General features: G+C 69.0%; 13 protein-coding genes and 1 pseudogene. 8 read left to right on the forward strand and 6 right to left on the reverse strand.

Annotation, left to right across the window (positions count from 1 at the left end):
* Positions 1 to 525: 525 nt before the first annotated feature.
* The 4 genes from ACZ45E_RS34255 to ACZ45E_RS34270 all read left to right on the forward strand — a co-directional run bounded on the left by ACZ45E_RS34255 (position 526) and on the right by ACZ45E_RS34270 (position 3438).
* A complete protein-coding gene (locus ACZ45E_RS34255) occupies positions 526 to 864 on the forward strand; it encodes a MerR family transcriptional regulator (protein WP_468228652.1) in 339 nt (112 codons plus the stop codon).
* Between the two features lie 163 nt (positions 865 to 1027).
* Positions 1028 to 2239 carry a phospholipase D-like domain-containing protein gene (locus ACZ45E_RS34260; RefSeq protein WP_468228655.1) on the forward strand — a complete coding sequence of 404 codons (1212 nt, stop codon included), beginning with the start codon at positions 1028 to 1030 and terminating at the stop codon, positions 2237 to 2239.
* 103 nt (positions 2240 to 2342) lie between these two features.
* Positions 2343 to 2513: a hydrophobic protein gene (locus tag ACZ45E_RS34265; RefSeq protein ID WP_468215179.1), complete on the forward strand. Its 171-nt coding sequence runs from the start codon at positions 2343 to 2345 to the stop codon at positions 2511 to 2513.
* 250 nt (positions 2514 to 2763) lie between these two features.
* Positions 2764 to 3438, forward strand: a complete 675-nt coding sequence (locus tag ACZ45E_RS34270; RefSeq protein ID WP_468228658.1) for a hypothetical protein — start codon at positions 2764 to 2766, stop codon at positions 3436 to 3438.
* A gap of 160 nt (positions 3439 to 3598) precedes the next feature.
* Here the strand turns inward: ACZ45E_RS34270 and ACZ45E_RS34275 are convergent, their stop codons facing one another.
* Positions 3599 to 4960, reverse strand: coding sequence for a pentapeptide repeat-containing protein (locus ACZ45E_RS34275; RefSeq protein ID WP_468228660.1), 1362 nt, complete (start codon positions 4958 to 4960; stop codon positions 3599 to 3601).
* A 1059-nt stretch (positions 4961 to 6019) separates the two neighbouring features.
* On the opposite strand from ACZ45E_RS34275, the gene cpt reads away from it, so the two are divergent.
* Complete coding sequence (gene cpt, locus ACZ45E_RS34280; RefSeq protein WP_468228791.1) at positions 6020 to 6550, forward strand: chloramphenicol phosphotransferase CPT; 531 nt, start codon at positions 6020 to 6022, stop codon at positions 6548 to 6550.
* A 51-nt stretch (positions 6551 to 6601) separates the two neighbouring features.
* Here the strand turns inward: cpt and ACZ45E_RS34285 are convergent.
* Positions 6602 to 6988, reverse strand: a pseudogene (locus ACZ45E_RS34285) (helix-turn-helix domain-containing protein); the annotation flags it as partial.
* On the opposite strand from ACZ45E_RS34285, the gene ACZ45E_RS34290 reads away from it, so the two are divergent.
* Entirely contained in the window at positions 6903 to 7160 is a 258-nt protein-coding gene (locus ACZ45E_RS34290; protein ID WP_468228794.1) for a hypothetical protein, read from the forward strand. The pseudogene ACZ45E_RS34285 and the gene ACZ45E_RS34290 sit on opposite strands and share 86 nt — an antisense overlap.
* A gap of 208 nt (positions 7161 to 7368) precedes the next feature.
* Here ACZ45E_RS34290 and ACZ45E_RS34295 read toward each other — a convergent pair whose 3' ends face one another.
* The 4 genes from ACZ45E_RS34295 to ACZ45E_RS34310 are packed head-to-tail and all read right to left on the reverse strand — an operon-like array spanning position 7369 to position 10884.
* A complete protein-coding gene (locus tag ACZ45E_RS34295; protein WP_468228662.1) occupies positions 7369 to 8649 on the reverse strand; it encodes a sulfate adenylyltransferase subunit 1 in 1281 nt (426 codons plus the stop codon).
* 50 nt (positions 8650 to 8699) lie between these two features.
* On the reverse strand, positions 8700 to 9683 hold the full coding sequence (gene cysD / locus ACZ45E_RS34300; RefSeq protein ID WP_468228664.1) for a sulfate adenylyltransferase subunit CysD: 984 nt from the start codon (positions 9681 to 9683) through the stop codon (positions 8700 to 8702).
* On the reverse strand, positions 9680 to 10300 hold the full coding sequence (cysC, locus tag ACZ45E_RS34305; RefSeq protein ID WP_468228667.1) for an adenylyl-sulfate kinase: 621 nt from the start codon (positions 10298 to 10300) through the stop codon (positions 9680 to 9682). The genes cysD and cysC overlap by 4 nt, the downstream gene beginning before the upstream one ends.
* Positions 10297 to 10884: a helix-turn-helix domain-containing protein gene (locus ACZ45E_RS34310; protein ID WP_468228669.1), complete on the reverse strand. Its 588-nt coding sequence runs from the start codon at positions 10882 to 10884 to the stop codon at positions 10297 to 10299. The genes cysC and ACZ45E_RS34310 overlap by 4 nt, the downstream gene beginning before the upstream one ends.
* 152 nt (positions 10885 to 11036) lie before the next feature.
* Here ACZ45E_RS34310 and ACZ45E_RS34315 point away from each other — a divergent pair, with 152 nt between their 5' ends.
* Together ACZ45E_RS34315 and ACZ45E_RS34320 are read left to right on the forward strand one after the other, a co-directional pair.
* Positions 11037 to 11984 (forward strand): chlorinating enzyme, encoded by a 948-nt coding sequence (locus tag ACZ45E_RS34315; RefSeq protein WP_468228671.1) that lies wholly within the window; start codon positions 11037 to 11039, stop codon positions 11982 to 11984.
* Positions 11985 to 11996: 12 nt separating this feature from the next.
* On the forward strand, positions 11997 to 12248 hold the full coding sequence (locus ACZ45E_RS34320; RefSeq protein ID WP_468228674.1) for a phosphopantetheine-binding protein: 252 nt from the start codon (positions 11997 to 11999) through the stop codon (positions 12246 to 12248).
* Position 12249 lies beyond the last annotated feature (1 nt).

Consider the following 12249-nt stretch of genomic DNA (forward strand, 5'->3'; position numbering starts at 1 on the left):
GTGACGGGACTGGCGACCGGACCGGGTGGCCCGCAGTGATCAGGGGCCGCCACAGCAGTACCGCAGGTCGGCAAGTGCAGTTCCCAGCAGTGCAGTCAGTAGGTGGTACCTCGGTGAAGGCGTCGGCTGCGGGCGCGCGCATCGGGAGGTCCGGCAGTGGGGTTCCAAGCCAGAGCAGACGCAGGACGGGCGACGGGGCTGGCTGCCGGAGGACGTGGCGCAGGTGTACGGCCACGAGCAGGACGCAGTACCCGCAAGAAGCAAGTCGAGGGAAACACGGAGGAACAAGGCGTCATCAGGATCGCCCGGGTCGAGTGAGCTGAGCCCGGGTACCGCAGGACATCGATAGTGAGGTGGTCTCCGGTCAAGCAACCGCGATCCCCGCACCCCGACAGCGACACGGTCGGACGGGCGGACACAGAGAGCCGGCGCAGTATCAGGGCCGGCAGTTGATGTAGCTGTTCCTTCGGGGCCCGGGTGCCACTGGCACCCGGGCCCCTCAACACGTGCGTTTCGAGAGGTGCGATGACAGCAGACGACTCCTTCAGCCGGCTCGACGACGACGATTACCCCGCGTACACCATGGGCCGGGCCGCCGACATGCTCGGCACCACCCAGGGCTTCCTGCGCGCCCTCGGCGAAGCCCGCCTCATCACTCCGCTGCGCTCCGCGGGCGGCCACCGCCGCTACTCCCGCTACCAGCTGCGCATCGCGGCGCGGGCCCGCGAACTCGTCGACCAGGGCACCCCGATCGAGGCCGCCTGCCGCATCATCATCCTTGAGGACCAGCTCGAGGAGGCCCAGCGCCTCAACGCCGAATACCGCCGCGCCGCCGCGCAGTCGGACCCGGCGACCGCGGCCTGAGAGCCCGAAGCCTCACGCGGCGCAGAACCGGCCCGGCGCGGCACCGTACGGACACGCGCATACAAAGAGGTGCCCGAGCCGTACGGAATGTGAGGACGGTGTGAACCGGGGTCGGCGGGGCATGAGGTCTTCGCCCCCCGACCGTTCCCACCTGGAGTGATACGTGTCTGCCCCCTCCACGACGACCGCCGTAGCGGACCCGGCCCCCGCCAGATCCGAGGCGGACCGCAACCAGCGGCTGCGGCGCCGGATCGAACGCCTGATAGGCGTCGCCGCCACCGAGGGGAACCAGCTCACCCCCTTGCGCAACGGCGACGAGATCTTCCCCGCCATGCTCGCGGCGATCCGTGGCGCCCGGCACACCATCGACATGATGACGTTCGTGTACTGGCGGGGCGAGATTGCCCGCGAGTTCGCCCACGCACTCGCCGAACGGGCGGAGGCGGGCGTACGGGTGCGGCTGCTCCTCGACGGATTCGGCAGCCGCACGATCGAACAGGACCTCCTGGAGCGGATGGACCGCGCGGGCGTCGACATCGCCTGGTTCCGCAAGCCCCTGCTGCTGTCGCCCTACAAGCAGAACCACCGCTGCCACCGCAAGGTCCTCGTCGTCGACGAGGTGACGGCGTTCACCGGAGGCGTGGGTATCGCCGAGGAGTGGTGCGGGTCGGCGAGTGGCCCGAACGAGTGGCGCGACACCCACGTCGAGGTGCGGGGCCCCGCCGTCGACGGGATCTGCGCCGCCTTCGCCCAGAACTGGGCCGAGTGCCACGACGAACTCTTCGACGAGCGGGACCGGTTCGTCGAGCACGAGCCGCAGGGCGACGCCGTCGTCCAGGTCGTGCGCGGCTCGGCCAGCCTCGGCTGGCAGGACATCCAGACGCTGCTGCGGGTGGTGATCGAGTCCGCCGAGGAGCGACTGCGGTTCGCCACCGCCTACTTCTCGCCCGACGACCACTTCGTCGAGCTGCTGTGCGCGGCGGCCCGCCGGGGCGTCGAGGTCGAACTCCTGGTCCCCGGCCCGTACACCGACAAGCAGATCAGCCGGATCGCGGGCCGCCACCACTACCAGCGCCTCCTGGAGTGCGGCGTGGTCGTGCGTGAGTACCAGCGGACCATGCTCCACTGCAAGATCGTCACCGTGGACGGCACCGCCGCGCTCATCGGCTCCGCCAACCTCAACCGGCGCTCCCTCGACCACGACGAGGAAGTGATGCTCGCCGTGCTCGACGCGTCCTTCACCGCCGCACTCGACGCCGACTACGACGCGGACGTCGAGCAGAGCGTACGAGTCAGCCCGCAGCGGTGGGCCCGGCGCCCGCTGTCCTTCCGCGCGGCGGAGCTGGCGACCCGTACGGTCCAGCACTTCCTGTGATCCCAGGACACGAACGGATGCCCGACAGCCACGGAAAGAAACGCGCCGTTTGTGTGTTTGTAAGGATGAGTTAAGAGCACACGATGGCCAGGAGGTAATAACAATGGTTCCCCTGCTTCTGGTTCTTCTTCTGGCTCTGATCCTCTTCGGCGCGGGCTTCGCGCTGAAGGCGCTGTGGTGGATCGCGATCATCGTGCTGGTGGTGTGGCTGCTCGGCTTCCTGATCCGGCCCGCCGCGAGCGGCGGCCGCAAGGGCCGCTGGTACCGATGGTGACCCGCACCTGACCCCGCTCAAGGGTGGGCCCGGCCTCGACAGGCCGGGCCCGCCCTTTTTCCGTACGGGAAGCCCGGGGCTGCCCCGCGTCCACGGGGCAGGCACACCACGGATCCGGCCGGCGGCCCCCGGGTACTCCTCTTGCCGCCAGGTGAAGGCGCGCCCACTGTCCTTCGGTGACACGATCTGCTCGGGAATGTGTGAGCCGCGCGGCGTCCGGCGTGATGCGGGGAGAGCGAGGGAAGAGCCGATGAGTACGGCACGGCGGGTGCGGTTCGACGGGTGGATCGCGGGGCTGGGTACGGCCGCGGGCGTGCGCCTGGTGGTGGGGTACTGGCCGCTGTCCCCGATGGGTCCCTTCGCCGACGTCATGGTGGAGAGGGCCGACGGCCGACGGTTGCTGCTGGCGCCGACGGAGCGCGTGGCGCGGTTCGTCGCCGCCACCTACCGGTTCGACGAGATCGTCATGTGCCCGGTGCGTATCGAACCCGCCCAGGACCGGTGGACCGTGACGGCGGGTCCGCTGCGGGCCGCGTTCACCCCCGGACGCTCCACCGCGCTGGGCCGCCTGCTGCGGCTGGTCCCGGGCCGTCTGGCGGCCCGCCCGGGCTGGGCCGCGCTCTGCGACGTGCCCGCGCGTCTGCTGATGCCAGGGGTACGGACGCGCGGCAGCGCGGGGGCGGGGCGCCGCGAGTGGTACGCGGCGCGGGACCTGCGCACCATCGTGTCGGCGCGAGCGGAGTGGAACGGCGAGGATCTGGGCGGCCTGAGAGCCGTACACCCCCCGGTCCGGTTCGGTTTCGGATCCGTCCCCCACCGACCGTCCCTGACCCGTGTGGTCACGACGGTGGAACTCCCGGGCGACGAGACACCCGAAGCGGGCGAGGACCCCACGGGACCCGCCACCGACCAACGGGGAACGTGAGCGCGACGCCGCCGCCTGCCAATTTTGGCCGGCGCCCGGTACCGCCAGGGCCGGCGTGCGGTGGCGGTCGCTCGTTGCTCCTGCGGCTTCGACTCCGGTGGGGGCGGAGGTGATGACCTGGATGGTGCCGTGGGGGAGATCCCCAGAGATCCCCCGGGGGTCAGCCATTGGGTACGCTGCGTCCCGGCCGATCCGGGCGCTGACGTGCCCGCTCGGCCGCTTCGCGAGAGATTTTTTCAAACGCCTGGTCCCCCACCGAAAGCGTTCTGGTCACCTCTTGGAGGCCCGCGTCGTCCTTGCAACCCTGGGGCAGTTGCGTGTTGCTGTACACCTTCGCACCCATGAGATCGTCGACGTCTAGTCCTGAAGCGGAGCTCAAGTCGGCGCCGAAAAGGTCCGCATCGGCAATACGCGCTCGATGCGACGTGAACGAACTGGACCGGAAAACGCTGACTTCGTACTTGCTGAAACTGGCGCCGGCGAGGAGCGAGAATCGCAGGTTGGCGCCTGCGAGATCAGCGGTCAGGGTGGCGCGGGACAAGTTTGCCGCAGCAAGCGTGGCGCCTTCCATGGACGCGTTCATGAACGACGCGGCCTCCAGGTCTGCTCCGGTCATGTCGGTCTGTCGCAGGGAGGCTCCGGTGAAGACGGCCCGTGCCAGGTCGGCCCGTGCCAAAGAGGCTCCGTCAAGGTTGGATTTCCGGAAGGCCGCGGCCTCGAAGTTGAGGCCGTCGAGGTTCGCGTCACGTAGATCGGCGCCGCTCAGGTCAACTGCGTAGTCGGCGGCAGGCCGTCGGCCGAGTACACCTACTGCTGCCTGGAGGTCGGCGGGCACCTTCCCGTCTTCACTCCGTCCCAGGCCGCGGACGTAGGCGCTGAGGACGGCAATGATGGTGGGTTCGTCACGACTGCTGTCGATCATGATCCGTTCGAGGGCGAAGATGGCCCCCAGCCTTTCGGGGAGCTCCTCGGACGCAAGGAGTTTGATCGCCTCGACGTACCGCCCTGTCACCTGCGCTTCTCGTGTGAGCCGCGCTTGCTGCTCATCTCGCTTCTGGGCTTCGAGGATCGTGGTCTCGAACTGCTGCTGGTTCTCGGCGAACTGCTGCTGAGCGTGAAGGAACTGCTGCTGCTCAAGTTGGTGTTTCTTGTGCGTGTAGTAGAGGGTGGCTGCGGCGATGAGGCCTGCTGCGAGTGCGACAAGGCCGGTACGGAAGCCTGTGATGACAACGCCGTCTGCGGGACCGAGTCGGGTTTTGCGGATGTGAAGGCCGTCGAACCACCAGGGCCCTTGCCAGAAGAGGAGCACGAACATGGCGGCCCCGGCGAGGCCGCCCAGCGCGGCTCGGGCGGTCTGGTTTCGAGTTCGCTGCCGGCGTGCCCTGTCCGTGTTCGGAGCAGGCTTGCCGCGGTCCTGGATGACGGACCAGATGACGCCGATCAGGACGATGGCCGCCAACGCGAGTCCGGCGGCGGGCAGGTATCGCGTCTCTATCGGCGCGGCGAGTGGCGCGGTGCTCATGCCCGGCATGATCTCGGCCCTACGCCTGCGGCAGGTGGTGAACGCCGCGGTTCGGAGCAGAAGTTGAGGTTCCCGGTCGAGCAAGAGACTCTCCAGCCCCCGACGCGGAAGTTCCCGGGGCGGGCCCGCCCGCGTGCTGGGCGACAAGGACTACAGCTCGAAGGCGATCCGCGGCCGGCTGCGGCGTCGCGGCATCGCTCACACCCTCCCCGAGTGGGCCGACCAGGTGTGCAACCGAGTCGCTGCGGACAACTCCTAGCCCGCGACGAGGCGCACGACCTTGCCATGACGGCAGAGGCGGTCACCGGCCGTGCGGCCCCGATCGACCGGTGACGAGTCGAGCGAGGGGCTGACCTACGCAGCCTGAACGACCTCTCGGTGATCTCCGGTTTCGCCGCTTGCCGAACGCGTTCTCCGAGCAGTTGCTGCGGGACTATTCGCCAGGGTTCGCCAGAGCGCGCCAGATGGTCTGCACATGGGGAGTTGAGGTCGGATAGAACCGGACGTCCAGTGCATCTTCTGGGCGCGCCCCGTCCATGGAGAGGGGGTGAACATGCACAAGCGGCAAAAGGAGCCGGGCCGGCGGAAACGGCTCGCTCCGTCCGTCCGAGCACAGGTGATCATCGCCGCGCTCGGTGCGGTCTCCGCAGTTGCAGGATGCGTGGGACAGATCGCGCGCTGAGGTTGGCGCGATCAGGTGGAGGCGCCCGGACGGGAGGTCGAGTTCGCATGAAGCGGGCCCGGCCGCAACGTGATCGGCCGGCCCCGCCTCACCGCCCGCACGCAAGGCTGGGGTCCTGGGGGCAACCAGGGCCCCAGTCGCACTGCTGTGCGGCCCCTGGCAGAGCCAGAGGAGTTCACGTTTCCATCATCGAGCCCGACAGCGCCGACGTCTCCCTGGCGGAAACCGGCTACGGGTGGCGCGGCATGGCGGATCGGGCAATGTGTCTGCATGTGCGGCGTTCTCAGACCCCGTCCACGCTTCTGGTGGAAGGCTGTGACCTCGCGATCGGAAATCCGTTTCGAGTGTTGCCCTCGTGCGTCTACCGTGGCGCGGTGATGACTCAGGTGATCGTTCTCAACGGTGGTTCCAGCTCGGGGAAGTCCGGGATCATTCGGTGTCTGCAGGCAGTCCTGCCCGATCCATGGCTCGCCCTCGGGACGGACACGCTGGTTGAGGCGATGCCAGCGTCCATGCAGGCATCGGATGGCGGGATCGAGCTCGCTCCGGACGGGCAGGTGATCGTCGGGCCGGAGTTCCGAACGCTGGAAGCGGCATGGATCGAGGGGGTCGCCGCGATGGCCCGCGCGGGCGCCCGGGTCATCGTCGATGAGGTCTTCCTCGGCGGAGCGGACTCACAGCAGCGATGGCAGAAGGCATTGGGCGAGCTGCGGGTGCTGTGGGTCGGCGTCAGGTGCGACAGTGCGGTTGCCGCAGGCCGTGAGGTCGCACGAGGTGACCGGATGACCGGGATGGCCGCGTCCCAGGCGGATGTGGTGCACCAGGGTGTGGCCTATGACCTGGAGGTGGACACCGCACATGCCGAGTCGATGGAGTGCGCGCGGACCATCGCCGTATATGTCAAGTGATCGACGGTCCGGCTGTCTGCGGCTGTGATCGCGGTGCCGGGAAGAGTCAGCCCGGCCGTGGACTGTGCGCAGGTAAGCGCAGAGTTTGCGCAGCGACCAGCGGGTGAAGGGCCGGCCGAGTCTGCACGGGCGGGTGGTGGCCGCCGTCACGACGAAGTCCTCGTCGTCAGGGCTAAGTTGGCAGGGACGGCCCTCCGCCCACTGAGGGTCCAGGCAGGCCAGCCCGATCTCGTTGAATCGATGGATCACGTCGCGGACGGTGTCCTCGTCAGCCTCCACCAGTTGGGCGATCACCGGTACGCGGCTGCCACCGGCCGAAGCCAGCAGCATCATCGCGCGCCGGTAGCGCACCGTGTTGGTGCTGCCCCGGCGCACGATCTGCCGCAGCTTCTGCCCCTCCTGGTCGGTCAGCCTGCGCACACGAACGGGCTCGGCCACTGCGCTGACGGAACTGGGCTGCCGCGAACCCGTCGTACTCGCCGAACAACTCGTCACCCTCGCCGACGGGGCGGCCGGCCGGGCCATGGTGCTCGGCGAAGCGGAGTACGGCCGGCACGCCCGGACAGCGGCGGAGACCCTCCTCGCGCACGCCCTGCCGGACACGGCCTGACGCCCCCGCGCCCACCACGCTGCCGCCGAACGGAAGACGGACCCGACCCGACGGGCCCGACCCACACCGTGCCGGATCCGGACGGTCCGGGGTCCCGTACCCGACCGGAGGCCCGGGGTCCCGCGCTCGACCGGAGGCGGCGATGGCGAACACCCCGTTCAGCACCCCCTTCAGCACCCCCTTCAACGCCCCGTTCAAAGACAGGCTCTCACCCGATGCCGTCGGCCATGCACGCCGTGAGCGTGGCCCCGTCGGCGGGGTCGATCAGCAGGAAGGACCCCGTGCGGCGGGACTCGGCGTACAGGTCGAGGGCGAGGGGCTCGGCCGTGCGGATCAGGACCCGGCCGATGTCGTTGGCCGTCAGCTGCCCGGGGTCCGCGTGCTGGGAGAGATCGTCCAGGGTGAGCCGCGAGGGGATCGCGTCGACGACCGCCTTGACCGTGCGGGTGGTGTGTTTGAGCAGTACCCGCTGGCCGACGGCGAGGGGGCGGTCCGCGACGTGGCAGACGACGGCGCTCACCTTCCGGGTGACCGCGGGCGCCGCCCCGGCCGGAGCGATCAGGTCGCCGCGTGAGATGTCGATGTCGTCGCGGAGCCGTACCGTCACCGACTGCGGAGCCCAGGCGGTGTCCACGGCCTCGCCGAGCAGGTCGATCGCCTCGATGGTGCTGGTGCGGCCCGCTGGCAGCACGCTCACCGGATCTCCGACGCGCACGAGGCCCGAGGTGATCTGCCCGGCATAGCCCCGATAGTCAGGGTGTTCGGCGGTCCGGGGGCGGATGACGTACTGCACCGGGATCCGCGCGGGCCCCTCGTCGGGGCGGTCGTCGGCGGAGACGGTCTCCAGGTGCTCCAGGAGGGTCGGGCCCTCGTACCAGCCCATGGTCAGGGAGGGCTCCACCACGTTGTCGCCGACGAGCGCGGAGACCGGGATGGAGGTGACCTTCCGGATGCCCAACTCGCCCGCGTAGGCGGCGAACTCCTTCGCGAGTGCGTCGAAGACGGGCTGCGCGTAGTCGACGAGGTCCATCTTGTTGACCGCGAGGACGACGTGCGGAACGCGCAGCAGCGCGGCGATCGCGGCGTGCCGGCGGGTCTGCTCGACGATGCCGTGGCGCGCGTCGACGAGGATGACCGTCAGCTCCGCCGTGGACGCGCCCGTCACCATGTTGCGGGTGTACTGCACATGGCCCGGGGTGTCGGCCAGGACGAACCGGCGGCGGTGCGTGGCGAAGTAGCGGTAGGCGACATCGATGGTGATGCCCTGTTCGCGCTCGGCCCGCAGACCGTCCGTCAGCAGTGCGAGGTCCGGGGTGTCGTGGCCGCGGCCGCGCGAGACGTGCTCGACGGCCTCGAGCTGGTCGGCGAGGACAGACTTCGAGTCATGGAGCAGCCGTCCGACCAGCGTGGACTTGCCGTCGTCCACGGACCCGGCGGTGGCGAAGCGCAGGGTGTCGACCTCGGCAACGGCAGAAACCTCGGCAACCATAGAGACCTCGGCAACGGCAGAAACCCCGGCAACGGTAGAAGTAGACATATCTAGAAGTACCCTTCGCGCTTGCGGTCTTCCATCGCAGCCTCGGACATTTTGTCGTCGGCACGGGTGGCGCCCCGCTCGGTGAGCCGGGACGCCGCGATCTCCGTGATCACCTTCTCGACGGTGTCGGCGTCGGAGTCGACGGCGCCGGTGCAGGACATGTCACCGACCGTGCGGTAGCGGACCCGGCGCTTCTGCGGTGTCTCGCCGTCCCCGGGGCCGCCCCACGCGCCGGCCGCCAGCCACATGCCGGCGCGGGCGAACACCTCGCGCTCGTGGGCGAAGTAGAGCTCCGGGAGTTCGATCCTCTCGCGGGCGATGTACTGCCACACGTCCAGCTCGGTCCAGTTGGAGAGCGGGAAGACACGTACGTGTTCGCCGGGTGCGTGGCGGCCGTTGTAGAGCTGCCACAGCTCGGGGCGCTGACGCCGCGGGTCCCACTGGGAGAACTCGTCGCGCAGCGAGAACACCCGCTCCTTGGCGCGGGCCTTCTCCTCGTCGCGGCGCCCGCCGCCGAACACCGCGTCGAACTTCTCCACCTGGATCTTCTCCGTCAGCGGCAGCGTCTGCAGCGGATTACGGGTCCCGTCGGGCCGCTCGCGCAGCACACCCCGGTCGATGTACTCCTGTACGGAGGCCACATGGAGGCGCAGCCCGTGTGCGGCCACCGCACGGTCCCGGTAGCCGAGGACCTCGGGGAAGTTGTGTCCCGTGTCCACGTGCAACAGGGCGAAGGGCAACGGGGCCGGTGTGAACGACTTCAGGGCCAGGTGCAGCATGACGATCGAGTCCTTGCCGCCGGAGAACAGGATCACCGGCCGCTCGAACTCACCCGCCACCTCACGGAAGATGTGCACCGCCTCGGACTCCAGCACATCCAGATGGCTCAGGGCGCGGCGAGCGTCGCGGACCGGCCGGCGGGCGCTCGTGTGCCGCGGGCGGCTCCCGTGTTCCGGGGCGGCGCCGGGCGCGGCAGTCGTCGTCATACCAGTCCCCTCTCGCTCAGCAGCGCGTGCAGTGTCGCCGCGCACTCCCGCACACCGTGGAGGTGCGCCTCGATCCGCAGGTCAGGGACGTCCGGCTCCTCGTAGGGGTCGTCCACCCCGGTCAGACCCGTGATCTCCCCGGACGCCTGCCGGGCGTAGAGCCCCTTCACATCGCGTTCGGCACACACGCCGACCGGCGTGGCGACGTGGACCTCCAGATAGGGGGTGCCGCTGCGCTCGTGTCGCCTGCGGACGGCCTCCCGGTCGGCCGCGTAGGGCGCGATCACCGGCACCAGGGCGGTGACGCCGTTGCGGGCCAGTACCTCGGCCAGCAGGCCGACGCGTTGGACGTTGGCGTTGCGGTCGGCACGGCTGAAGCCCAGGTCCGCGCAGAGGGACGACCGGATCTCGTCACCGTCCAGCACCTCGACACGCCGTCCCTCGGCACGCAGCCTCCCGGCCAGCGCGCGGGCGAGGGTGGTCTTGCCGGCGCTGGGCAGACCGGTCAGCCACACCGTCGCCCCCGGCCCGCACGTGCAGACCGGACCGTTGGTGCCGGCCGGCTCCTCGCGCGGCTCCCTCGTCGATCGCGCTGATCGCGGCTGCCGCGGGTTCATGACACCCCTTGCATGCTGGAGGACGGTGGGAAGGTCATGGCCGTGACGCAGCCGCGGTGGCGGATGGTGAGAGAGGCGTGCACCTCGGCGCCGCTGTCCGCGGTGTAGATGTGCGGGATGTCGGCGGGCCAGTGGGCGTGGCTGCCGGCCGGGACGACCATCGGCTTCCCGGCCGGTCCCACCCGGGCCCTGCCCGAGAAGACGGTCAGGTGCTCGGTGACGCCGCGCTGGTGCGGCGGGGAGACCTGCACGATGCCCGGCCGAATACGGATCCGGTACAGCTCCGAGGTGACCTCGTGGTCGGTGAACGTCTCCAGCAGCGTGGCGGAGACCGCGATGCCGTGGATCTCCTCGGGGCGCTCCGCCGGGTCGGGATCGGCGACCAGCACGGCCAGCGGGAGGTTGAGCTGCGTGGATATGGCGTAGAGGGTCTCCAGGGTCGGGTTACGGGTACCGGTCTCAAGCCCGGACAGAGTCGCCTTGCCGATCGACGCGCGCTGGGCCAGTTCCGACAGCGACAGACCGTACAGCTGCCGTAGTGATCTGACGCGCCGCCCGACCTCCACGGCGAAAAGTTTGGTCATCTTCTCCACATTCCTTTCCGTTCCGAAAAAGGAACCTCAATGTGTCGCGACCGGCGTTCCGAATTCGGAACCATGAATCGTCTTGACAGTGAACTCGGCGACGTGGTCACCTATTGGATGTGAGATGAAACCTCCTAGTAAAAAGGTGGGTCATGGCTCAGCAGATATCGGATTTCTCGCTTTCTGACGCTGAAATCAAGCAGTTCAACGAGGACGGGTTCATCGGCCCGTTCGACGTGTACGAGCCGGAGGAGATGGAGCGCAGTCTGCAGGCGCTGCGGCCCAAGCTGCTCAACACGAAGACGTCGATCTACCAGCAGCGCGGGGCCGTCTCCGGCGCCACCAACCTGGCCAACTACGACCGTCACCTGGACGTCGACTTCCTGGCCGACCACATCACGCGGCCGCAGATCGTGGGCCCCGTGACGAGCCTGATCGGCGAGGACACGCTCTGCTGGCGCTCCGAGTTCTTCCCCAAGTACCCCGGGGACGAGGGGACCGACTGGCACCAGGCCGACAACTTCTCCAACGTGGCCGGCTCGAAGTACCCCCAGATCGTGTGGCCCGAGGACGCGGAATTCGGCGGCACCATCACCGTATGGACCGCTTTTACCGACGCCACCGTCGAGAACGGCTGCCTGCAGTTCATCCCGGGCTCGCACAAGACGATGAACTACGACGAGTCCAAGGTGATGGAATACGACGCGGATTCCATCAACAAGAAGGAGAAGGACGGCGTCCGGCGCGGCTTCTTCGGCTATGACTACCGGCAGCTCCAGAAGGACCCGAACTGGAGTCCTGACGAGTCCCAGGCCGTGTCGATGGAGATGCGCAAGGGCCAGTGCATCGTCTTCTGGTCGACGCTCATGCACGCCTCGCACCCGCACAGCGGCCTGACCGACCAGATGCGGCTCGGTTTCGCGGCGCGCTACCTGCCGACGTCCGTCCGCGTCTACCCGTACTCCGACGCGCTGGTGGAGTTCGGCGGCGAGGCCAGCCTGGAGAAGTTCGGCAACGTGCTGGTCTCCGGCAAGGACGGCTACGGCCACAACCGCTTCGTCGACCGGACCGTCACCGGTCGTCCCTTCGTCACGCGTTAGGAGGCCGTCTCGATGGCCAGCACAGAGATCGAGTCCTGGGTCGTGGACACCTGCCGGGAGCTGGGGCTCCTGGTGGCGGACCCCGGCGACGACTTCTTCGCAGGGGGCGGCACTTCGCTGACCGCGGTACGGCTCATCGCGAAGGCCGAGGAGCGTTACGGAGAGGACTCCCTGACGCCCGACGACCTCTTCGAGCGCAGCACCGTGCAGGAGATCGCGGCGACGATCCAGGCGAGCCGGGACCGGTCCCGGGTCCTGGACTGAC

The sequence above is a fragment of the Streptomyces sp. NPDC030991 genome (assembly GCF_055571235.1).

Bases quoted from the DNA above. Each gene is read 5' to 3' on its own strand.
- ACZ45E_RS34310 (WP_468228669.1), bottom strand. From the start codon at position 10,884: ATGACCAAACTTTTCGCCGTGGAGGTCGGGCGGCGCGTCAGATCACTA.
- ACZ45E_RS34315 (WP_468228671.1), top strand. From the start codon at position 11,037: ATGGCTCAGCAGATATCGGATTTCTCGCTTTCTGACGCTGAAATCAAG.
- ACZ45E_RS34265 (WP_468215179.1), top strand. From the start codon at position 2,343: ATGGTTCCCCTGCTTCTGGTTCTTCTTCTGGCTCTGATCCTCTTCGGC.
- cysC (WP_468228667.1), bottom strand. From the start codon at position 10,300: ATGAACCCGCGGCAGCCGCGATCAGCGCGATCGACGAGGGAGCCGCGC.
- ACZ45E_RS34275 (WP_468228660.1), bottom strand. From the start codon at position 4,960: ATGAGCACCGCGCCACTCGCCGCGCCGATAGAGACGCGATACCTGCCC.
- ACZ45E_RS34295 (WP_468228662.1), bottom strand. From the start codon at position 8,649: ATGGTTGCCGAGGTTTCTGCCGTTGCCGAGGTCGACACCCTGCGCTTC.
- ACZ45E_RS34270 (WP_468228658.1), top strand. From the start codon at position 2,764: ATGAGTACGGCACGGCGGGTGCGGTTCGACGGGTGGATCGCGGGGCTG.
- ACZ45E_RS34255 (WP_468228652.1), top strand. From the start codon at position 526: ATGACAGCAGACGACTCCTTCAGCCGGCTCGACGACGACGATTACCCC.
- cysD (WP_468228664.1), bottom strand. From the start codon at position 9,683: ATGACGACGACTGCCGCGCCCGGCGCCGCCCCGGAACACGGGAGCCGC.
- ACZ45E_RS34320 (WP_468228674.1), top strand. From the start codon at position 11,997: ATGGCCAGCACAGAGATCGAGTCCTGGGTCGTGGACACCTGCCGGGAG.
- cpt (WP_468228791.1), top strand. From the start codon at position 6,020: ATGACTCAGGTGATCGTTCTCAACGGTGGTTCCAGCTCGGGGAAGTCC.